Below are 22,538 nucleotides of genomic sequence, written 5' to 3'. Positions count from 1 at the left end.
GATGAAGACGGAAGATCAAATGAAAGTCCCGCTAAAGCACCGGACCTTGTCGGCTGCGATCGTCGACCAGCTCAGGCAATCGATTCTCGACGGGACCTATCCGGCGGGATCCCAACTGCGGCAGGACGCGCTGGGTGATGCTTATGGCGTGAGCCGCATTCCGGTTCGTGAAGCGCTGTTTCAGCTCGAAGCCGAAGGCCTGGTACGGATCGTCCCGCAAAAGGGGGCGATCGTTTCCGAACTGTCGCTCGACGAAATCAACGACGTGTTTGATCTCCGCCGGATCCTGGAGCCGCGGCTGCTGGCGCAATCCGCACCTTGCTTTGCCGCCAAGGACCTCGACGGGTTGGACGGTATCCAGAAGCGCTTCGAGAAGGCGATCAAGGCGCGCAACGTCAGCGAATGGGGTCAGCTCAACGCCGAATTTCACATGGCGCTCTACGCGCAGGCACGCCAGCCCCGGACCAAGGCGATCGTCGTGGCGCTGCTGCAAACCAGCGACCGCTACACGCGCCTGCAACTATCCAACACCAAGGCGATGGGGATCGCTGAAAAGGAGCACGCCCATCTGATCGCGCTGTGCCGGGCACAGCAAATCGACGAGGCGTGCGGGTTTCTGGAGCAGCATATCGAATCCGTGAGAGCGGATCTGTTGCACGTCGTCGGCGGCGGCTCGATCGCAGTTCGATCCAAGCGCGGAACGCGGGCAGGCGAGTAGTGCGAACGCATCAGGCGGCGACGTCGCTTGCAAGCTTCAGCAGATTGGCCGACGTCGCCGTCGCGGCACTGTAGTCTTTCCACGCGGTATCGCGCGCGATGTCGCGCCACTTGGCGACGGTTGCCGCATCGAGCGCGCTGACTTTGGCGCCGGCCTTCTCATAGACCTTGGCGACTTCGATATCGTCGTCCTGTGCACCCTTCTTGGCGAAGGCTTCGAGGTCGGCGCCGACCACGCGAATGATGTCCTGCTGGTTCTTCGGCAGCTTGTCGAAGCTCGCCTTCGACATCAACAATGGCTCCAGCATGAACCAGTAGGAGGCGCCCGCGCCCGAGGTCAGCGATTTTGCGACCTCCTCCAGACGGAACGAGATCAGGCTGGTGGAGGAGGTGATTCCGGCATCGCAGGCGCCGCTTTGCATCGCCGCATGGAGTTCGTTGGACGGTACCGAGAGCACCGCTGCGCCCGCGGTCAGCAGCACCATGTCCATCTCGCGCGAACCGCCGCGAACCTTGAGGCCCTTGGCGTCTTCCGGAGCAATGATCGGCCTGGAACGGCTGGCGACGCCGCCGGCCTGCCAGACCCAGCTCAGCAAGATGATGCCCTTGTCGGCCAGGAAATCGGTCAGCGCCTTGCCGACGGGGTGCGTTTTCCAGCGCAAGCCCTGATCGTAGGTCGAAACCAGTCCGGGCATCAGGCCGATATTGGTTTCCGGCAATTCGCCGCCGGCATAGGGAAGGGGATAGAGGCTTAGATCGAGCTCACCTTTGCGCATCGCCGAGAATTGCGCGTTGGTCTTGATCAGCGAGGAGTTCGGGTAGATTTCGGCCGCGATCTCGCCGCCGCTGCGCTTGGCGACTTCCTGCGCGAACGTACGGCACAGGCGGTCGCGGAAATCACCCTTGTCGATGGTGCCGCCCGGAAACTGATGCGAAATCTTCAGCCTCGTTGCGGCGTGTGCGGTGCCTGTGCCGAAGCGAAGGATAGCAGGCGCGGCGAGCGCGGATCCGAGAACACGGCGGCGTGTGAGCATGGTTCTCCCCTGAATTCCATTCCCGATTGGCGTGTCCAAGCCGGCGCTGAGCGCAGTCTAACCGGCTGCGTGCGAAGATTCTCTGTTCTGATCGTTCGAGCCAGCCTGTCGCTCAAGGCAGCAGTGGCTGATTCCAGAGCCAGACTTCAAGGTCTGCCGCAGTGCACACGTAGGGAGGGGAGGGTTTTAGCGGAAGACTCGTCAAACATGCGTTCGCCTCCGTTTCTCGGGGCGCGTGCGCTGGCCTGCTTTAATTATCCGTTATGGCCGGTAATGACGCGTATCCTTGTGACGTCGCGCCTGCCGCCATCCAGGACAATAAGCGAAGGGACGACCCAGGAAGAACGACTCGCTGTTCAACACGTCCAGGAGTGCCACGAGGAAGGACAGGGCATGATGAAGACGGACGCCATGAAACGATGGCGGGATGGTCAAAGACGGCATGAACAATAGCCAGGCCGTCGTTTGTTTTTTCAATCGGGCTCGCCCGAGCGGAGTCTTGCGATTTCCGGCGCGGATGCCCGCGCCCGAACGAGCGCGTTACTTCTTCTTGCCTTTGCCGCCGCTCTTGCGGGCCGCGTAGCGTGCATCGCGCTTGGCCTTCGCTTCGGCCTCGAGGGCTGCCTGTCTGGCGGCCTCTTCTTCCTTTTCGCGGGCGAGCTGGGCGGCAGCCGCGGCCGCAGCTTCTTCCTCGCGCGCCTTGGCTTCGGCCTTGGCAGCTTCGCGGGCTTCCTTGGCCTTGGCGCGGGCGGCCGCCTGCGCTTCGCGCTCGGCCTGACGCTGCTTCACCTCCGGATCGTCAGGGCCGGGCTGGGCCTTGAACTTGTTCAGGATGTTCTGCCTCGCTTGCTGGGCGGCCTTCTGGCGGTCGGCGAAGCTGGGTTCCTTGAATCCACTCATAAAAGGGGCCTTGTCGTTTTCTTGATTGGTTGTGAAACGCAGGGGATTGGCGGTTTGCGCTTCAGTAGGTGAACCGGCGACAAAATGCCAGCGCCGAAGGGGGCAAACAGGGAGATTTCCGTGAACGGCCCGGTTGGTCGTCCGATGCCGGTGAGCGCGCTGGCGGCGGCCTTGGCCGGATCGCCGATGGCGTGCGCCTCGACACAAGCAACAGCAAGCGCCGGCTGAAACCGGTTCCGGGCCGAGCCAGCAGTGGCTGTTCTAATCGACCCTGAATTGGTCGCGGCGGCCGCCCGGGCCGAGAATTTTCGCAACTGTCACGGCCGTCATTGCCACGCGATCGGATGTCCGCTGGGCTTCCAGCCTGTCGCGGGCTCCCTCCTTGATCATGAGATCGATGAGTTCGAGCCGCTTGGCATCGTCGGTCGCTTCGGCCAGTAGTTTTCGATAGCGATCGTAGTCGTAGCCCGTTTCCTGCTTACTCATGGCACGCCCCCGCACACGCACTTTCCCCGAACCAACAGTGTGGATCAAACCTCCGCACGCGCGCAACGGATTTGCGGGACTTATGCCCCTGCCGCGCATCTTGGCGTGCGAGTGTTGCAGAATTGATCCGGCAGGTAGCGCACAGGTTGTGGCGCGGTCGGATGTCAGGAGAGGGAACCCGATACGATCGGTAGCGCCGCCCTGTTTGGGCCCCGAATCTGCCGGTGCAATCGGTCGCACCCCGAAAGCCGAAACACTGTGAATTCGATCACATAAGGACGGCCGGCGCGAGCCTATGTTGCGGCAGGTCCTGAAAGGAATGACCGCCATGATCCCGAATTGGTGCACCCCTAAAAATGTCGTTCTCGCCGCAGCGATCGTTTTGTTCGCTTGCGTCGCGGGCGGTGTCGCGACCGGACTGGCGTATCCGGAGCCGGTGTCCAGCGCCGTGCTCGGGCCGGATTGGCAGTGCAGCCGGATGGCGTTTGTCTGGACCACCTGCAGGAGGCTGACGCACGCCAAATCTGCATCGATTCGTGTAGCGAGGGAATCGGTCTGCACACGAATCCGGACGTAGGCGCGAGGACGCTAAGCTACCTTCGATGCCGGTCTAGAGCCTTTTCCGTTCCGATGGAATCCGAACGGGGATTGATGCGTTTTCTTGACGCGGACCGGTTTCCACTTCGCTCGAAACCGCGCTAGATGATGGTCGTGAGCACAAACGCGTGCCACGCGCTCCAGTCAATTCCATCGAAACTGCGTGCATACATGGTTTCCGTGCCGGTGCCAGCGCCACCGCGAAGCCAGACATCGTCGAGATCGGCGGCGCTAACGTCGATTGCGATACCGGCGGCCCAGTGGGAATTCGCAGGCGTCCAGAAGTAACCGCTGCTGGCGCCTGAGCCACCATCCCAGAACTGGTAGGCGGTTGCGGTATGTCCGTCGGCGTCGGAATAGGACAGCAGGTCGCCGATCTCATTCCATTCATTGATATGCAAGGATTGATTGCCGATCGTGGTCACCGGCGCATGGTTCGGCAGCGTGGTCAGGGTGAACGCGTCCCAATTGCCCCACGTGGTTCCATCGAACGCCCGTATGTACATGGTGTCGGTACCGCCCGCCGTACCGCCTTGCACCCAGACATTCGCCAGATCGGACGCCGCGATATCAACGGCCGTACCGGCCGCGACGTGTGAATCGGTGGGCGTCCAGAAATAGGCGCTGTTGGCAGCCCCGCCACCGTCCCAGATCTGGTATTTCGTAACCGCATCGCTGTCGGCGTCGGATGTTGTCGTCCAGTTGACGAGTTTTGCCCATTGCGCAGCGTTCAGAGTATGATCGTTGATCGTCGCCACCGGGGCTGCATTCGTCGACGTCAGCGCGAAGCTGTCCCAGCTCCCCCACGCGGCGCCGTCGAAAGCGCGCACATACATGGTTTCGGAACCAGTGGCCGCACCGGAGCGCAGCCAGAAATTACCGAGATCGGCGGCCGAAACATCGATCGCGGTGCCCGCCGCCCAATGCGAATTGGTGGAGGACCAGAAGTAGCCGCTGTTTGCGGCTCCACCGCCGTCCCAGAATTGATACTGGGTAATCGTGTCGCCTTCCGCGTCGGTCGCGCTGAGCCAGCTCTGCGGCTTGATCCATTGATTGACGTGCAGCGACTGGTCGTTGATGGTCGCGACGGGAGCGGTATTGATCGTCGTCGTCAGCGTGAAAGTATCCCAGGCCCCCCATTCGTTGCCATCGAATGCACGCACCCACAGCGTCTCGGAGCCGGTCGCCGAGCCGCCTTGGATCCAGACATTGGCGCGATCGGCCGCGGGAATCTCGATCGTGGTGTTGGCAGCCCAATGTGAGTTGGTCGGAGTCCAGAAATAGGCGCTCGTTGCGGCCGTGCCGCTGTCCCAGAACTGGTACTTGGTGATCGTATCGTTGTCGCCGTCGACCACGCTGATCCAACTGTCGATCTTGGCCCATTGACCTTGGTGTAAGGAATGATCGTTGACGGTGGCGACAGGCGTTGCGTTGGTCGACGTCACGGTGAAAGTGTCCCAAGCGCCCCAGTCGGAGCCGTCGAACGCGCGCACCCACAACGTTTCGGAGCCGATCGCCGAGCCGCTCTGGAACCAGGTATTGGCAAGGTCGGCGGCGGAAACTTCGATCGTCGTATTGGCGGCCCAATGCGAGTTGGTGGGAGTCCAGAAATAGGCGCTGGTCGTCGACGTACCGCTGTCCCAGAACTGGTATTTGGTGGCGGCATCTCCGTCGGCGTCGGAGTAACTCAACAGAGTTGAGACCTGTTTCCATGTATTGACGTGCAGCGATTGGTCGCTGATCGTGGCGACAGGCGTTGCGTTGGTCGACGTCACGGTGAAAGTGTCCCAAGCGCCCCAGTCGGAGCCGTCGAACGCGCGTACCCACAACGTCTCGGAGCCGGTCGTCGAGCCGCTCTTGAACCAGGTATTGGCAAGATCAGCGGCGGAAACTTCGATCGTCGTATTGGCGGCCCAATGCGAGTTGGTGGGAGTCCAGAAATAAGCGCTGGTCGCCGACGTGCCGCTGTCCCAGAACTGGTATTTGGTAGCGGCATCTCCGTTGGGGTCGGAGTAACTCAGCAGGGTGGACACCTGCTTCCATGTATTGACGTGCGCCGATTGGTCGCTGATCGTGGCAAGAGGGGTTCCGTTGGGCGTCGTCGTGAGGGTAAACGAAGCCCAACTGCTCCAGTCGGAGCCGTCGAACGCGCGTACCCACATCGTCTCGCTGCCGCTGGCCGAGCCGGAACGCAGCCAGACGTCGGAGAGTTGCGAAGCGGGAACGTCAATCGTGGTGCCGGCGGGCCAATGGTCGTTGGTAGAGGTCCAGATATAGCCACTGGTTGCGGACGTGCCGCTATCGAAGAACTGGTAGCTTACCGCCGGGTTGCCGTCGGCATCGGAATAGCTGATCCAGGACTGCAGCCGCTGCCAGTGGTTGGACAGCATGCTTCGATTGCCGATCGATACGACGGGTGCAGCCATGATGCGCGTCCTCGTGATGTGCTGGTCGAAAATACCGGGCCGTTTCCAACGTACAGCGCGATCGATGTCGCCTTCAAAACAAGGCAGCCAGCTTCAGTCCTGCATCATCCAAACAAACCGAGCATCTTAGAAAATCATCAAATCCAAACGGCAGGCCGAAACGATCGTCTGATCTGATCAGCATCGCAATCTGGCGCTATCTGTCTGTGATTCAGATCACGGACGTTGAAAAAAAACGGCGAAGCAATTCGCTGGGATTGACGCGCGTGTTGCACGCTCGGCCACCACCGAACACGCGTTCTCTAGTTGCTCAAAAATGCGCCACGCGCAGCGGGGCGGATGTGGTTTAGCAAGCGGGCGGTCAACGGTCAGCACGACCGGGGTCACGGCGGCGCTGCGCATCCTGGCTTCGCCTGTTTTCGTGTGAGGTCGTCGAGCGTCACAACCCATCGGCACGAATTTGGCCCGTCGCCTTTGAAGATCAAATAATTCTTGCTGCGATATTCCATCAGAAAAATTCAACATCACCGTACTAGATGCGCCAGCAGCCGGAGCGTTCCGAGTGCGGACAGTCTGAATTGAAATGATTGAAGTCCCGGTCTATGAGATGGCCATGGCCGAGCCTCGCAAGATCTCACCCAAATTGCTTGAATTGTTGGTATGTCCCCTGACCAAGGGGCCGCTGGAGTTTGACGAGGTAAAACAGGAACTGATCTCCCGTTCGGCACACCTCGCATACTCGATCCGGGACGGCATCCCGATCATGCTGCCGGCAGAAGCGCGAAAGCTGGATTGAAGTCTTTCGTCTACCAAAGATCCCGTCTCACACAGCGTCCGTTTGATTCATCAGCTCCATATTGCTAGACGAGCGGCCATGGAAAAGTCGCGTCTCAGATTGTCCCCCTTTGACCTGATACTCGCCATGCTGGCGGTTGTGGTCATCCTCTACGTCCTGAGCCTTGGCGCTGCGGTACGGCTCTAATCGGATCTCCTGCAATCAATGACCGATCTCATCCGCTACCGCTACAATACGATGGCGGCTGAATCGCCCAACGGCGAGTGGACTTGGCGGGTGATTTTGGAAGAGCCGGATGGGTTCAAAGAGGTTCTGGTAAAGCGACTTGTGGTGAACGTGTCGTCGTTCAGCAAGGAAGATGAGATGCCAGTTGTAGGACGAAAATATCATATGGCTTGCCGAGGTACGTTCCGCCTTGAAGACGATGGCACCGGGATTATCGATCCGTAGGCCGCCTCAGTTGGCGGCCTCTTTCTTATGGTGCCACGCGAAGCCATCTTTGCGCTCGACGGATCAGCGAATGTCGAGCCGCGACTGCTCGGTCCGTTACCGGGCGAGCGACAACCATGAAAGCCAAGAGCTCTCTTCATCACAGAATGCGACACGGATTTTTCGAGAACAAACCAGCTATCCGATTGAAAATACTGGCGATCCCAGCAGGATTCGAACCTGCAACCCACGGAGTAGAAATCCGTTACTCTATCCAGTTGAGCTATGGGACCGTCGGAGTCTTTCTAGCACTGCCAATATGAAAAATCCGCTTCGGAGCCAAGTCCGTTCCGAACCGATTTCCTTCAGGCTGCGACAAAGCCAGACGGCGAACCATTGCCATCGGTCCGCCCATCAATCAATGCTGCGCCGGCAACCCCTGCCGGTGCGGTCCGGGACCTTGGACTGCCAGAGCCATGCCGCATGCGACTTTTTCGCAAGCCTCTTCCATCGCCATCAGTCCGTCACCTTTTCGCGCACTTTTCGTCCGTTACGAGGCGGTCGTCCGCCCAAGGAGCTCCATCATGATCGGTTTGGTTCGCGCCACAGTCGTTTGCGCCACGCTGGCGCTTGGCCTGGTCGCAGCGCAGGCAGCAGATAAAGCCTTTAAGCGCGACGACCTCGCCGATTCCGCGGTCAAGCTGGAGGCCCAGATCAAGAGCGAGGCGGGGCCGGTCGCCAAATCCAGCGCGACGCTGCGGACCGATGCGGATACCGCCTTCAAGCGTGCCGACTTCCGAACCGGCCTGCAAATCCTCGGACAGATCGCGGCCACCACGCCCGAGGACAGCGCCAACTGGCTCAAACTCGCCAAGACCATCTTCCAGATCCGATCCGCAAGTTCGAGCGAACAGACCTTCCTGCTCGAGCGCGCCTCGACCGCGGCCTACATCGCCTATCAGCGCGCCGGCAACGCCGCCGAGGAAGCCGATGCGCTGGCGGTGCTGGGCCGGGCGATGTCCGACCGCAAGCTCTGGCGCCCGGCGCTGGATGCGCTGCGGCTGTCGCTCGACATGCGCGAGGTCGCCGAGGTGCGCGGCCAATATGAGAAGATGCGCGATCAGCACGGTTTTCGTCTTTTGGATTACACCGTGGACTCCGACGGCGCCTCGCCGCGGGCCTGCTTCCAGTTTTCCGAGGATCTCGCCAAGCGGGTGGATTTTGCGCCGTTCCTGGCGCTGGCCGGCACCGACAAGCCGGCGCTGTCGGCCGAAGGCAAGCAGCTTTGCGTCGACGGCCTGAAGCATGGCGAGCGCTACAACATCAATCTGCGTGCCGGCCTGCCGTCCACGGTCAAGGAAACCCTGCCGAAATCGGCCGAATTCAACATCTATGTCCGCGACCGCAAGCCGTTCGTGCGCTTTACCGGCCGCGCCTATGTCCTGCCGCGTACCGGCCAGCGCGGCATCCCGCTGGTCAGCGTCAATACGCCTGCGGTGAACGTCAACGTGTTCCGGATCGGCGACCGTAACCTGATCAATACGGTGATCGACAGCGACTTCCAGAAGACGCTGTCGAGCTACCAGCTCGGCGATCTCGGCGACGAGAAGGGCGTAAAGGTCTGGACCGGCGAACTCGCCACCGCCAGCACGCTCAACCAGGACGTCATTACCGCGTTCCCGGTCGACCAGGCGCTGGGCGACCTGCAGCCGGGCGTCTATGTGATGACGGCGTCAGCCAAAGGCCCCGGCAGCGATGATGACGGGCGGCTGGCGACGCAGTGGTTCATCGTCTCCGACATGGGTCTGTCGGCGTTTTCAGGCAATGACGGCATCCACGTCTTCGTCAATTCGCTGGCCTCCACCGAGGCGGTCGGCAAGGCCGAGGTGCGGCTGATCGCCCGCAACAACGAGATCCTGGCGACCCGCAAGACCGACGATTCCGGCCACGTGCTGTTCGAGGCTGGATTGGCGCGCGGCGAGGGCGGGCTGTCGCCGGCCTTGCTGACGGTCATGAGCGACAAGTCGGACTACGCTTTCCTGAGCCTCAAAACCAATGCGTTCGACCTCACTGACCGCGGCGTGTCAGGTCGGGTGGTGCCGGCGGGCGCCGATGCGTTCGTCTACGCCGAGCGCGGGGTCTATCGTTCCACCGAGACCGTCTATCTCACCGCGTTGCTGCGCGACGGGCAGGGCAACGCCATGGCGGGCGGGCCGCTTACCCTCGTCATCGAACGCCCGGATGGCGTCGAATTCCGCCGCGCCGTGCTGCCCGATCAGGGCGCCGGTGGCCGGAGCATGGTGGTTCCGCTCAATTCCGCGGTCCCGACCGGGACCTGGCGGGTACGCGCCTTCACGGACCCCAAAGGGTCGGCGGTCGGCGAGACCACCTTCATGGTCGAGGACTACATCCCCGAACGGATCGAATTCAACATCTCCAGCAAGGAGAAAATGATCAAAGCTGAAGTTCCAGTTGAACTTAAGGTCGATGGCCGTTTCCTTTACGGTGCGCCGGCTTCCGGCCTGCAGCTCGAAGGCGACATGCTGGTCACCTCGGCAGCCTCCGGGCGGCCGGGCTATCCCGGCTACCAGTTCGGCGTCGCCGACGAGGAAACCGCCAGCAACGAGCGCACCCCGATCGAGAACCTGCCGGAGGCCGACGCCAATGGCGTGGCGACGTTCCCGGTGTCGCTGGCCAAGGCGCCAACTTCGACCCGCCCGCAGGAGGCGCAAATCTTCGTCCGGATGGCGGAGGCCGGTGGCCGCGCCGTCGAGCGCAAGCTGGTACTCCCCGTGGCGCCTGCCACGCCCCTGATCGGCATCAAGCCGCTGTTTGGCGACAAGAGCGTCGCCGAGGGCGACAAGGCCGAATTCGACGTGGTGTTCGTCGCCCCTGACGGCAAACAATTGCCGCGCGATGGCCTGCGTTACGAGCTCCTGAAGATGGAATCCCGTTACCAGTGGTACCGGCAGAATTCGTCCTGGGAATATGAGCCGGTCAAATCGACCTCGCGCGTCGCCGATGGCGACCTGACGCTCACGGCCGACAAGGCGGCGCGGGTGTCGCTGGCGCCGCAGCCCGGCCGCTATCGCCTCGACGTCAAATCATCAGAGGCGGACGGGCCGGTCACCTCGGTCCAGTTCGACGTCGGCTGGTATTCGGACGGCAGCGCCGACACCCCCGATCTCCTCGAAACCTCGATCGACAAGCCGGAATACGCGTCCGGCGATACCATGGTGGTGTCGGTCAACGCCCGCACGGCCGGCAAGCTGACCATCAACGTCCTGGGCGACCGCCTGCTCACCACCCAGACCGTGGACGTCAAGGAAGGCACCCAGCAGGTCAAGCTGTCAGTCGGCAAGGATTGGGGTACCGGCGCCTATGTGCTGGCGACGCTGCGCCGTCCCCTCGACGCCGCAGCCCTGCGGATGCCCGGACGAGCGATCGGCCTGAAATGGTTCGGCATCGACAAGAAGGCCCGCACGCTGCAGGTGGCGCTCTCGCCGCCGCCGCTGGTCCGCCCCGGCACCGCGCTGAAGATTCCGGTCAAGCTCGGCGGGCTCAACCCCGGCGAAGACGCCAAGATCGTGGTCGCCGCGGTCGATGTCGGCATTCTCAACCTGACCAATTACAAGCCGCCGGCGCCGGATGATTTCTATCTCGGCCAGCGCCGCCTCACGTCCGAGATCCGCGACCTCTATGGGCAATTGATCGACGGCATGCAGGGTACCCGCGGCCAGCTCAAGACCGGCGGTGACGGTGCCGGCGCCGAGCTGCAGGGCAGCCCGCCCACCCAGAAACCGCTCGCGCTTTATTCTGGCATCGTCACGGTCGGCCCTGACGGGTCCGCCGAGATCAGCTTCGACATTCCGGAGTTCGCCGGCACGGCGCGTGTCATGGCGGTGGCCTGGAGTGCGACAAGGCTTGGCCGCGCCACCATCGACGTCACCGTGCGCGATCCCGTGGTGCTGACCGCAACATTGCCGCGCTTCCTGCTCAATGGCGACCGCGGCACCATGAGCTTCGACCTCGACAACGTCGAGGGCGCAGCCGGCGACTACACCATCAGCGTCAAGACGACGGGCCCGGTGAAGGTGTCGGGTAATCCCAGCACCACGGTGAAGCTCGCCGCCAAGCAGCGGACCTCGATGTCGCTGGCGATCGACGGTGGCGGTGCCGGCACCGCCAATCTCGACGTCGACATCAAGGGTCCGAACGGCCTGGCGCTGGCGCGGCATTATGCGCTCGACGTCAAGGCGGCGACGCAGGTCCTGGCGCGCCGTTCGATCCGGACCCTGGCCAAGGGCGAGAGCCTGACGCTGACCTCGGACATGTTCACCGACCTGGTGTCGGGAACGGGCAGCGTGTCGCTCTCCGTCAGCCTGTCCACCGCACTCGATGCGGCGACCATCCTCAAAGCGCTGGATCGCTATCCGCATGGCTGCTCCGAACAGATCACCAGCCGCGCGATGCCGCTGCTCTACGTCAACGACCTCGCCGCGGGCGCCCATCTGGCGATGGACACCGCGGTCGATCAGCGCATCAAGGACGCGATCGAGCGGCTGCTGGCGCGCCAGGGCTCGAACGGCTCGTTCGGCCTGTGGTCGGCGGGCGGCGACGATGCCTGGCTCGACGCCTATGTGACTGACTTCCTGACCCGCGCCCGTGAGAAGGGCTTTGCGGTGCCGGATGTGTTGTTCAAGAGCTCGCTCGACCGGATCCGCAACTCGGTGGTGAACGCCAACGAGCCCGAAAAGGACGGCGGCCGCGACCTGGCCTACGGCCTCTATGTGCTGGCACGCAATGGCGCCGCCCCGATCGGCGACCTGCGCTACCTCGCCGATACCAAGCTGAGCAATCTGGCGACGCCGATTGCGAAGTCGCAATTGGCGGCGGCGCTGGCCCTGGTCGGCGACAAGGCGAGGGCGGAACGCGTCTACGGCGCCGCGCTCGATGCACTGGCGCCGAAGCCCGTGATCGAGTTCGGCCGGGTCGACTATGGCAGCGCTTTACGCGATGCCGCAGCGCTGGTCTCGCTCGCCAGCGAAGGCAATGCCCCGCGGGCGACGCTGACGCAGGCGGTGCAGCGGGTCGAAGTGGCGCGGGGACTGACGCCCTACACCTCGACGCAGGAAAACGCCTGGCTGGTGTTGGCCTCGCGCGCGCTGTCGAAGGAGACGATGGCGCTCGATATCGATGGTTCGCCGATCAAGACGGCGGCCTATCGCAGCTACAAGGCCGAGCAGATGGTCGGCAAGCCGGTCAAGATCACCAACACCGGCGATGCGCCGGTGCAGGCGGTGGTGTCGGTCTCGGGTTCGCCGGTCACGCCGGAGCCTGCGGCCTCGAACGGCTTCAAGATCGAGCGCAATTACTTCACGCTCGATGGCAAGCCCGCCGATATCAGCAAGGCCAAGCAGAACGATCGCTTCGCCGTGGTGCTGAAGATCACCGAGGCCAAGCCGGAATACGGGCACATCATGGTATCCGACTATCTCCCGGCCGGCCTCGAGATCGACAACCCGCGGCTGGTGTCTTCCGGCGACAAAAACACGCTGGATTGGATCGAGGACGGCGAGGAGCCGGAGAATACCGAGTTTCGTGATGACCGCTTCACCGCGGCTATCGATCGCGCCAGCGACGATACGGCGGTGTTCACCGTCGCCTATGTCGTGCGCGCGGTTTCCCCCGGCAAATACGTGCTGCCGCAGGCCTATGTCGAGGACATGTACAATCCCTCGCGCTATGGCCGCACCGGCACCGGCACCGTGGAGGTGCGTCCGGCCAAATGAGTGCGCCCGCTAACCAGCAGCAGTCCTCATGCCCGGGCAAAAGCGCGAAGCGCGTCTTCGCGCGGATGTCCCCGGCATCCACGACTTTTGTTGATGCAAAGCAAGAGGTGGATGGCCGGGACAAGCCCGGCCATGACGGTGCTGGAAAGCGACGCATCATTCGCTTCGCGGCAGCAATGGCTGTCGTACTTCTCGCCATCTCCGGCGCGTTCGCCGGTTGGGTTGCCTCGCTCGGCCCGCTGCCGCTGGAGCAGGCGCGCAAGGTCTCGACCTCGATCGTCGACCGCAACGGCAAACTGCTGCGGGCCTATGCGATGGCCGACGGCCGCTGGCGGCTGCCGGTCGATGCCAAAACCGGCGTCGATCCAGGCTACCTCAAGCTGCTGCTGGCGTACGAAGACCGCCGCTTCCACTCGCATCGCGGCGTCGATCCGCTGGCGCTCGGCCGCGCTGCGCTTCAACTGGTGACGCGCGGCCACATCGTCTCCGGCGGTTCGACGATTACGATGCAATTGGCGCGGCTGATGGAGCCGCGGCGGGAGCGCTCGGTCTACGCCAAGCTGCGCCAGATGGTGCGCGCGATCCAGATCGAGCGGCAATTGAACAAGGATCAGATCCTCGATCTCTATCTGGCGCTGGCGCCGTTCGGCGGCAATCTGGAGGGCGTGCGCGCCGCGTCGATCGCCTATTTCGGCAAGGAGCCGAAGCGGCTGTCGCTGGCGGAAGCGGCGCTCTTGGTGGCGCTGCCGCAATCGCCGGAGACCCGCCGCCTCGACCGCCATCCCGAGGTCGCCCGCGCCGCGCGCGACCGCGTACTCGAACGCATGGCAAATGAGCAGCGCGTAACCGAAGAGGATGCGGTTCAGGCCAAGGCCGTCACCGTGCCCCGACTGCGCAAGCCGATGCCGATATTGGCGCCGCATTCCTCCGATCAGTCGATGGCGACGGTGAAGGATACGCCGGTCATCAAGCTGACGCTGGAAGCAGGCCTGCAGAAGACCCTTGAAGCGCTGGCGCGCGACCGCGCGATCGCGCAGGGGCCGAACATTTCGGTGGCGATGATCGCGGTCGATAATGAAAGCGGCGACGTATTGGCGCGTGTCGGCTCGTCGGATTACTTCGACGAGCGGCGCGCCGGGCAGGTCGACATGACCCGCGCGGTGCGTTCGCCGGGTTCGACGCTAAAGCCCTTCATCTACGGTCTCGCCTTTGAAGACGGCTTTGTGCATCCGGAGAGCCTGATCGACGATCGTCCGATCCGCTTCGGCTCCTACGCGCCCGAAAATTTCGACATGACGTTTCAGGGCACGATTCCCGTGCGCAAGGCGCTGCAACTGTCCCTGAACGTGCCGGCGATCGCGCTGCTCGACCGCGTCGGCTCAAGCCGGCTGTCGTCGCGGCTGAAGCAGGCCGGCGGCAATCTGGTGCTGCCGAAAGACGAAGCGCCGGGCCTTGCCATGGGCCTTGGCGGCGTCGGCGTTACCCTGCAGGATCTGGCGCAGCTCTATGCGGGGCTGGCGCGGCTCGGCACCACCAAGCCCTTGCGCGAAATCATGATCGGCAAGGACGAGCGCGACCCGATGCGGCTGATGGATCAGGCCGCGGCCTGGCAGGTCGGCAACGTCCTGATCGGCACGCCGCCACCGGAAAACGGCGTGCACAACCGCATCGCGTTCAAGACCGGCACCAGCTACGGCTATCGCGACGCCTGGTCGGTCGGCTTCGATGGCCGCATCACCATCGGCGTATGGGTCGGGCGTCCCGACGGCGCGCCGGTGGCCGGGCTGGTCGGCCGTACCGCCGCCGCGCCGATCCTGTTCGACGCCTTCGCGCGCACCGGAAAAACCTTTGCGCCATTGCCGAAACCGCCCAAGGGCGCGCTGATCGCTGGTAACGCCAAGCTTCCGGTGCCGCTGCGGCGCTTCCGCCCCATTGGCGAACTGGTCCGCACCGGCAGCGATCAGGCGCCGCGCATCCAGTTTCCGCTGAACGGTTCACGGATCGACGTCGACCGTTCCAACGACGGGCAATTCTCGGCGATGCCGGTCAAGGTCGCCGGCGGCGTGCTGCCGCTGACCATGCTGGTGAACGGTATCGCGGTCGGCGAGATCGGCAGCCGGCGTCAACGTCTGGTCGAGCCGCCCGGACCGGGCTTTGCACGCCTCACGGTCATCGACGCGACCGGCGCCGCCGACACCGTGGTGATCCGGGTGCAATAAACAGGTACAATTTGACCGATCGGGGGGCCGGGAACACCGCCGGATAGCGGGAACTGCGGTGTTGTTTGCAGTGCGGTTTCATCGTATGCGAACAAGATGGTTGAAACCGTGCAACCCCGGCGATTTGGAGCAGGCCAACAGTCTGTGAAACCTGCGAATTCCAGCCGCAGGCTGCTCGCCGCGTTTGACTTCGCCACGGCCAGCCATTTCCGCGCGATCATCTTCCTGACGCTGTGCGCCATCGTGCTTTTCGTGCCCGGTTTCTTCTCGATTCCGGCCATCGACCGCGACGAGGCGCGGTTTGCGCAGGCGACCAAGCAGATGGTCGAAAGCGACGAATACGTTGACATCCGCTTTCAAGATGACGTCCGCTACAAGAAGCCGGTCGGCATTTACTGGATGCAGGCCGCCGTGGTCGAAACCGCCTCGAAGCTCGGCCTGCCGCGGGCGGAATTGCGCATCTGGCTCTATCGCGTTCCCTCTCTTATTGGCGCGATCGGCGCGGTCCTGCTGACCTACTGGACGGCGCTCGCCTTCGTGACCCGGAGCGGCGCCACGCTGGCGGCGTTGATGATGTGCAGCTGCGTCTTGCTCGGCGCCGAAGCGCGCCTGGCCAAAACCGATGCGATGCTGCTGCTGTCAGTCACCGCCGCGATGGGGGCGATGGCGCGGGTCTACCTGTCCTGGCAGCGCGGCGAGGATCCGGCACGTCCGCCGTGGAGTTCGCCCGCGATTTTCTGGACCGCGCTGGCCGGCGGCATCCTGCTCAAGGGCCCGCTGATCCTGATGTTCGTGGGATTGACCATCGCGGCGCTTGCGATCCTCGACCGCTCGGCGGTCTGGCTCTGGCGCATGCGCCCGGTCTGGGGCCTGATGTGGACGTTGGTCCTGGTGCTGCCGTGGTTCGTCGCGATTTTCTGGCGCGCGGGCGATGCGTTCTTCACCAATTCGCTTGGCGGCGACATGCTGAGCAAGCTCGCCGCACAGGAGTCCCATGGCGCGCCGCCCGGCCTGTATCTGCTGCTATTCTGGGTCACGTTCTGGCCCGGTGCGCCGCTGGCGGGGATGGCGGCCCCGGCGGTGTGGCGGGCCCGGCGCGAGCCTGGTGCGCAGTATCTGCTGGCGTGGCTGGTTCCGTCGTGGATCGTGTTCGAACTCGTGCTGACCAAGCTTCCGCACTACGTGCTGCCGCTCTATCCGGCCATCGCCATCCTGACCGTCGGCGCCCTGGAGCGCCGCGTGTTGTCGCGCTCATGGCTGAGGCGCGGCGCGGCCTGGTGGTTTGCGATCCCCGCGATTACGGCCGTGATCGCGATCGTCGCGGCGATCAAGCTGACGCATCAGCCGGTGTTTCCGGCCTGGCCGGTGCTGGCGGCGGCGATGATCTTCGGTCTGATCGCCTGGTGGCTGTTCGAGGAAAGCCGCGCCGAGCGCTCGCTGTTGCATGCCGTGATTGCAGCGATGTGTCTGGCGATCGCCGTCTATGGCATCGTGTTGCCGTCGCTGACGACGCTGTTTCCGAGCGCAGGCGTCGCGCGTGCGCTGCGCAACGTCGTCTGCGTCGGGCCGAAGGCCGCGGCTGCCGGCTTCCACGAGCCCAGTCTCGTCTTCATGACCGGAACCAGCACGCTTTTGACCGACGGATCGGGCGCTGCGGATTTCCTGGGGCAGGGCACCTGCCGCTTTGCGTTGGTGGAATCGCGCTCGGAGCGCGGTTTTGTCCAGCGCGCCGAAGCGATCGGGCTGCGCTATAACGTGGCGACGCGTGTCGAGGGTTATAACATCTCGCAGGGCAAGGCGGTTTCAATCGCAATCTTCCGCTCCGAAGGCACCGAATAAGATGCCAGCGCCAACCGTCATCGCCGAATCCCGCAACTATTTTTCGCGCTTTGTGGTGCTGGGGTGGCGCTCGCTGGCCCAGCTCGTGCGTATGCCGTCGCACTCGCGGCGGGCCGAGGCGGGCCGCCGGGCGGCGCGTCACGCGTTGCTGCTGTCGGCCGGCCTTGGCGCCGCCATCATCGCGTTGATGTTTGTGCTCGATGCCTGGGAGATCGGCCAGATGCCGAAGCGGGGTACGCCCTCGCTGTGGTGGATGCGCATAGTCACCGATTTCGGCAAGGATGAATATGTGCTGGCGGCGCTGGGCGCGCTGTTGATCCTGGTTGCGATAGCAGCACCCGCGTTCAGGGGCATTCAGCGCTCGCTGTTGCTCGGTCTCGGCACCCGTTTGCAGTTCCTGTTCTGCGCGGTGCTGGTGTCGACGTTGATCACCGAAGTAATCAAATGGTGCGTCGGCCGTGGCCGCCCATTCGTCGGCGGTGAAGGTAACGTGTTCCATTTCTCGCACTTCGCCGGAACGGGAGCCTATTCAAGCTTCCCCTCGGGCCATGCGACCTGCGCTTTCGCGCTGGCCTTTGCCGTTTCGGCGTTGTGGCCGCAGGCGCGGACCACGATGCTCGTCTATGCCCTCGTCATCTGTGCAACCCGTCTGGTGTTGCTGGCCCATCATCCGAGCGACGTGGTCGCAGGCGCGCTGGTTGGCACGATCGGCGCGATGTTCGTGCGCTACTGGTTCGCAGCGCGGCGGCTCGGCTTTGCGATCCACCGCGACGGCACAATTCTGCCGCTGGTAGGGCCTTCCTCGGGACGCCTCAAAAGGGTTGCCCGGGGCGCATTCGCCCCATAAAAGCGGACGCCGCGCAGGCCTGACGGAACCGGTTCCGGTTCAGGTCCGTGCAAGCCGATCCAACCCCAGCCCAACCGATGAGTGCCGATTTGCCTTCTTCCGACCAAGCCGCGGTCGCCGTTTCCATCGTTGTGCCCGTGCGCAACGAGGCCGACAACGTCGCGCCGCTGATTACGGAAATCACGGCCGCGCTGGATGGCCGCTGGGCCTATGAGATCATTTATGTCAATGACGGCTCGACGGATGCCACCGCCGAGCGGCTGGCCGCACTGATGAAGGTGCATGGCAACCTCCGGCAGCTCCGGCATGACAAATCCTCCGGACAATCGGCGGCGGTGCGCAGCGGCGTTCGCGCGGCGCGCGGCGCCATCGTGGCGACGCTCGACGGCGACGGACAGAACAATCCGGCGTTTCTGCCGGATCTGGTTGCGGCGGTCGAAAGCGGCGGCGGCCGCATCGGGCTTGCCGCGGGGCAGCGGGTCGGGCGCAAGGACACCGGTTTCAAGAAGATGCAGTCGCGGATCGCCAATGCCGTACGCAATGGAATCTTGCGCGACGGCACCCGCGACACCGGCTGCGGGCTGAAGGCCTTTCCGCGCGAGGTCTTCCTGTCGATGCCTTATTTCGAAGGGTTGCATCGCTTTCTGCCGGCGCTGGTGCGCCGCGAGGGTTTTGGCATCGCTTACGTCGATGTGATCGACCGCCCGCGCCATTCCGGCGTATCAAATTACGGCTTCTTTGACCGGCTATGGATCGGGATCATGGATCTGGCCGGCGTCTGGTGGCTGATCCGCCGCAAGAAGCCGACGCCCGTAGCGACCGAGGTGATCTGATGCTGATTCAATACGGGCAGGCGCTCGGCGATTACCTTTACGACGTCTTCGTCGCCAAGTTCGATTTCTGGCTGGCGTTCGGCCTGGTCGCGCAATTGTTCTTCACCGCGCGCTTCCTGGTGCAGTGGATCTCGAGCGAGCGCGTCGGGCAAAGCGTGGTGCCGATGGCGTTCTGGTTCTTCTCGATGGGCGGCGGGATGATGACGCTGGTCTACGGTATCGCCAAGCGCGAACCCGTCATCATCCTCGGCCAGTCATTGGCCACCATCATCTACATCCGGAACATCATGCTGATCGTGAAGAATCGCGCCAGCGCGTCGAAGACGCTGGATCGCTAACCGCTGCGTCCCGCGGCCGGTGCGGGCAGCGCCGCCATATCGCTTTCGGAAGAACGATAGGCCGCCAGTTCGCCGGCGGCGTCGAGCACGGGGTAGGCGACCGAACAGATATGGGAGTGGATCCGCCGGAGATCGCGCAGCACGTCGAGATGAAGCGAGGTGGTCTCGATGGTCTCGGGCCGGCCCTCGCGCAGCCGGTCGAGATGCCGCTCGGTGGCGGCAAGCTCGGCGTTGCGTAGCGCGGCCTTCTCCGCCAGCAACTTGCGGGCTTCATTGACGTCGCCGGACATGAAGACGCCGAACGCGATCCGTAGCGAATCCATCGTGCGCTTGTGGAAGGCCGAGAGCTCTTCGGCGCCCTCGGCTGAGAACTGGAACCGGCGCTTGATCTTCTTGGTCGCAAGCTCGCTCAAATTCTTGTCGATAATGTCGCCGATATGTTCGAGGTTGATGGCGAAGGAGACGATCTCCATCGCCCGCTGTCCCTCGCGTTCATCGAGGCTGCCGCGGGTGAGCTTGGTGACATAGAGCTTGATCGCCTCGTCGAGGCTGTCGACGCTGTTGTCCATCTGTGAGACCTGGTCGACCAGCGCCCGGTCGTTGGTCATCATCGCCGCCATCACCTTGCGCAGCATGACCTCGACATGGTCGCCCATATGCAGCGTTTCACGCGCGGCGTCCGCCAGCGCCAAAGAAGGGGTCTCCAGCGCGCTCTCGTCGAGATAGCGCGGCCGCAGCGGGTCGGTCTCCCGGACGCGCGTCGGCAGCAGTTTTTTCAGCAGCCGCGCGATGCTGTCGAGCAGGCCGATAAAAAGCAGCGCCATCACGACGTTGAACGCGATGTGGAATTGCGCCGTGGCCTTGGCGGGGTCCGGCTGCCACGATTGCAGCAGATCCGCGATCGGGTTCAGGAACGGAGCCACCAGTGCGATGCCGATCACCCGGTTGGCGAGATTACCCAGCGGCAGGCGGTAGCTGGCGGGGTTGTCGCGGCGGGCGCCTTCGACAATCGGATTGATCGCGCTGCCGAGGTTGGCGCCGAGCACCAGCGCCAATGCCGCCACCGGCGTAATGAAATGCGCAAATGCCAGCGACATCACCAGCAGCACGCTGGCGACGCTGGAATGCACCACCCAGGTGACGACGGCACCGACGACGATGCAGAGCACGGGATCGCCGGTGATGGCGTTCATGAACACACGCATGCCCGGCGCGTTTTCGGCCGGCGCCAGCGTGTCGAGCAGGATATGCAGCGCCAGCAGCATTAGCCCAAGCCCGATCGAGACGCGGCCGATATCCTTGATGCGCGAGCGCGGCCCGGTGCGGAAGGCGACCAGACCGATGATAAACAGGACGGGGGCGACGGCGGCGATTTTGAACGACAGGATCTGCACGATCAGCGTGGTGCCGACATTGGCCCCGAGCATGATGGCAAGCGCCGGCACGAGGCTGACCAGGCCTTCCGACGTGAACGAGCTCGTGATCAGCGCCGTCGCGGTGCTGCTTTGGAGCAGCGCCGTCAGACCGAGGCCGGTCGCAAAGGCGGTGAAGCGGTTGTTGAGCCCCTTCGCCAGCAATTGACGCAGGTCAGGGCCGAACGCGCGCAGGATTCCGCTGTGGACCATGTGCAGGCCCCACAGCAGCAGCGCAACGCCACCCATCAGGTCGAGAAGAACGACGGTTCCCATGCGAATAGTTTCCGGCAGCGCGAGTCGAAAGTTCAGGCTATCGCCAAAAGGCCGCGGATCAACCCTTTAATTTGCCGAAAATTGCTGACGTGGCCGTGGCTGAGAAGTGCCGGCAGGAGGCAAAGGCAGCTATCGATGGCGCGATCGGCGTGGCTTGCCGAACCCGCGAGCGTGTCTGCACGAGCGCAGGGTAAGCAGAGCTGGAAAACAACCGCTACATTTCGATTACATTGCGATCGGTTCCGCTAGGCCAATTCCAACAATTCTTCTGTAAACGAGAGACACCAGTTTTCTCGATCAGGGCCAGGGGCAAAGATGTTAGCGAATCGCCGCAGAAGCGAACGTCGTGTGTGCAGAAACTTTGCGAAGATACAGTTTGGGACCGGCGGGTTGCCGCGCGACTGCATGATCACGGACGTGTCGGACGGCGGAGTGAAGATTATCGCCGAATATCCGGAGATTCCCCCCGAGTTCACCGTGATTTTCTCGACCGGTCAGCGGCCGCGCCAGTGCAAGCTCGCATGGCGGATCGGCTGCGAACTCGGCGCTCAATTCGTCGACTAGTAAAGGAATGCGGCGAGGCCGGGAGCCCGGTTCGCAGCCGCGTGGCCGATGCTAAACAGGCCATTGCGGCCGCCCATTACCGTAAAGACGGCCTGCTTAACCCGAATTTAGGGTTAAGCTGTGAGCATTCTGGACAGTCGCCGACGCGGGTCCAGTAAATGTTCCAGAAATTGTTCCAACCATCTGAATTCGCGCGACTTCTTGCGTGTACATCATCCGCGGCGATTCTCGCACTGGGGCTTAGCGGCTGCCAGACCGCGGTTACGTCGTCGGATGTCACGGGCTCGCTCGGTGAGAAAGCCGAAACCAGCCGCGCCGCCGACCCGCGCCGCGACGTTGAGGTTTTCGAGGCGCGCTATCGCGCCAACCCGAAGGATGCCGACGCGGCCCTGCAATACGGCAAGGCGTTGCGCGCCACCGGACAGAAGTCGCAGGCGGTCGCGGTGCTGGAGCAGGCGACCATCGCCCATTCCAGCAACAAGGCGCTGCTCGCCGGCTACGGCCGCGCGCTCGCCGACAATGGCAATTTCCAGCAGGCCTTCGACGTGCTCGGCCGCGCCCACACCCCCGACAATCCGGATTGGCGGATACTCTCAGCGCAAGGTGCGGTGCTCGACCAGCTCGGCCGGTTCGAGGAAGCGCGGCAGTATTATTCGAGCGCGCTGAAGATCACGCCCGACCAACCGTCGGTGCTTTCCAATCTCGGCCTGTCTTACGTGCTTTCAAAGGACCTGCCGAAGGCGGAGGAGACGTTGCGCCGCGCCCATAGCCGTGCGGCCAACGACGCGCGCGTGCGGGCCAATCTGGCGCTGGTGGTCGGCCTGCGGGGCAACACGGCCGAGGCTGAGAAGATCGCGAAGGCCGACCTTCCGCCCGAGGAAGCGGCCGCCAACGTCGCGCAGTTGAAGCTCATGCTGTCGCGCAAGGAGAATGCGCGCGCCGAGATGGGCGGCAAGATGCCGGGCGCTGCGTCCGGGCGCTCGAATTGACCGCGGGCGAACGGGCGGAGGCGTGAGCCGTCCCGTTGCCCGCC

General features: G+C 63.5%; 16 protein-coding genes and 1 tRNA gene. 11 read left to right on the top strand and 6 right to left on the bottom strand.

Annotated features, from left to right (window positions below; translation table 11 throughout):
• Positions 1-19: 19 nt before the first annotated feature.
• On the top strand, positions 20-718 hold the full coding sequence (locus tag JQ629_RS24150; RefSeq protein WP_212414772.1) for a GntR family transcriptional regulator: 699 nt from the start codon (positions 20-22) through the stop codon (positions 716-718).
• A 10-nt stretch (positions 719-728) separates the two neighbouring features.
• On the opposite strand, the gene dctP is transcribed toward JQ629_RS24150, so the two are convergent.
• The 4 genes from dctP to JQ629_RS24130 all read right to left on the bottom strand — a co-directional run bounded on the left by dctP (position 729) and on the right by JQ629_RS24130 (position 6,160).
• Positions 729-1,751: a TRAP transporter substrate-binding protein DctP gene (gene dctP, locus JQ629_RS24145; protein ID WP_212414771.1), complete on the bottom strand. Its 1,023-nt coding sequence runs from the start codon at positions 1,749-1,751 to the stop codon at positions 729-731.
• Positions 1,752-2,291: 540 nt separating this feature from the next.
• The gene (locus JQ629_RS24140) at positions 2,292-2,651 is read right to left on the bottom strand and encodes a DUF6481 family protein (RefSeq protein WP_192735814.1); all 360 of its coding nucleotides are present in this window, start codon (positions 2,649-2,651) and stop codon (positions 2,292-2,294) included.
• 261 nt (positions 2,652-2,912) lie between these two features.
• Positions 2,913-3,137 carry a hypothetical protein gene (locus JQ629_RS24135; protein WP_212261590.1) on the bottom strand — a complete coding sequence of 75 codons (225 nt, stop codon included), beginning with the start codon at positions 3,135-3,137 and terminating at the stop codon, positions 2,913-2,915.
• Positions 3,138-3,835: 698 nt separating this feature from the next.
• Positions 3,836-6,160, bottom strand: a complete 2,325-nt coding sequence (locus JQ629_RS24130) for a hypothetical protein (protein WP_249135243.1) — start codon at positions 6,158-6,160, stop codon at positions 3,836-3,838.
• Positions 6,161-6,773: 613 nt separating this feature from the next.
• Here JQ629_RS24130 and JQ629_RS24125 point away from each other — a divergent pair.
• A complete protein-coding gene (locus JQ629_RS24125; RefSeq protein ID WP_312011001.1) occupies positions 6,774-6,956 on the top strand; it encodes a Trm112 family protein in 183 nt (60 codons plus the stop codon).
• 204 nt (positions 6,957-7,160) lie between these two features.
• The gene (locus tag JQ629_RS24120) at positions 7,161-7,406 is read left to right on the top strand and encodes a hypothetical protein (RefSeq protein ID WP_212261584.1); all 246 of its coding nucleotides are present in this window, start codon (positions 7,161-7,163) and stop codon (positions 7,404-7,406) included.
• 195 nt (positions 7,407-7,601) lie between these two features.
• Here the strand turns inward: JQ629_RS24120 and JQ629_RS24115 are convergent.
• Positions 7,602-7,678 (bottom strand) — tRNA-Arg (locus JQ629_RS24115).
• 291 nt (positions 7,679-7,969) lie between these two features.
• Here JQ629_RS24115 and JQ629_RS24110 point away from each other — a divergent pair.
• The 6 genes from JQ629_RS24110 to JQ629_RS24085 all read left to right on the top strand — a co-directional run bounded on the left by JQ629_RS24110 (position 7,970) and on the right by JQ629_RS24085 (position 19,253).
• A complete protein-coding gene (locus JQ629_RS24110) occupies positions 7,970-13,177 on the top strand; it encodes an alpha-2-macroglobulin family protein (RefSeq protein ID WP_212414770.1) in 5,208 nt (1,735 codons plus the stop codon).
• A 107-nt stretch (positions 13,178-13,284) separates the two neighbouring features.
• Complete coding sequence (gene pbpC / locus JQ629_RS24105; RefSeq protein ID WP_502753272.1) at positions 13,285-15,396, top strand: penicillin-binding protein 1C; 2,112 nt, start codon at positions 13,285-13,287, stop codon at positions 15,394-15,396.
• A 96-nt stretch (positions 15,397-15,492) separates the two neighbouring features.
• Positions 15,493-17,235 (top strand): ArnT family glycosyltransferase, encoded by a 1,743-nt coding sequence (locus JQ629_RS24100; protein WP_212414769.1) that lies wholly within the window; start codon positions 15,493-15,495, stop codon positions 17,233-17,235.
• Between the two features lies 1 nt (position 17,236).
• The gene (locus JQ629_RS24095) at positions 17,237-18,082 is read left to right on the top strand and encodes a phosphatase PAP2 family protein (RefSeq protein WP_212414768.1); all 846 of its coding nucleotides are present in this window, start codon (positions 17,237-17,239) and stop codon (positions 18,080-18,082) included.
• A 77-nt stretch (positions 18,083-18,159) separates the two neighbouring features.
• On the top strand, positions 18,160-18,915 hold the full coding sequence (locus JQ629_RS24090) for a glycosyltransferase family 2 protein (protein WP_212414767.1): 756 nt from the start codon (positions 18,160-18,162) through the stop codon (positions 18,913-18,915).
• Positions 18,915-19,253, top strand: a complete 339-nt coding sequence (locus JQ629_RS24085; protein ID WP_212414766.1) for a lipid-A-disaccharide synthase N-terminal domain-containing protein — start codon at positions 18,915-18,917, stop codon at positions 19,251-19,253. The genes JQ629_RS24090 and JQ629_RS24085 overlap by 1 nt, the downstream gene beginning before the upstream one ends.
• Here JQ629_RS24085 and JQ629_RS24080 read toward each other — a convergent pair.
• Positions 19,250-20,941 (bottom strand): Na/Pi cotransporter family protein, encoded by a 1,692-nt coding sequence (locus JQ629_RS24080; protein ID WP_212414765.1) that lies wholly within the window; start codon positions 20,939-20,941, stop codon positions 19,250-19,252. The genes JQ629_RS24085 and JQ629_RS24080 overlap by 4 nt on opposite strands.
• Positions 20,942-21,256: 315 nt before the next feature.
• Between JQ629_RS24080 and JQ629_RS37790 the strand changes: the two genes are divergently transcribed.
• Positions 21,257-21,505: a PilZ domain-containing protein gene (locus JQ629_RS37790; protein WP_192735824.1), complete on the top strand. Its 249-nt coding sequence runs from the start codon at positions 21,257-21,259 to the stop codon at positions 21,503-21,505.
• A 158-nt stretch (positions 21,506-21,663) separates the two neighbouring features.
• Positions 21,664-22,494, top strand: a complete 831-nt coding sequence (locus JQ629_RS24070; RefSeq protein ID WP_212261519.1) for a tetratricopeptide repeat protein — start codon at positions 21,664-21,666, stop codon at positions 22,492-22,494.
• The last annotated feature ends 44 nt before the right edge of the window (positions 22,495-22,538 follow it).

Origin of the sequence: Bradyrhizobium sp. AUGA SZCCT0222 (assembly GCF_018130205.1) — a bacterium.
Classification (GTDB): Bacteria; Pseudomonadota; Alphaproteobacteria; order Rhizobiales; family Xanthobacteraceae; genus Bradyrhizobium.
This window is presented reverse-complemented; position numbering and strand designations above follow the sequence as displayed.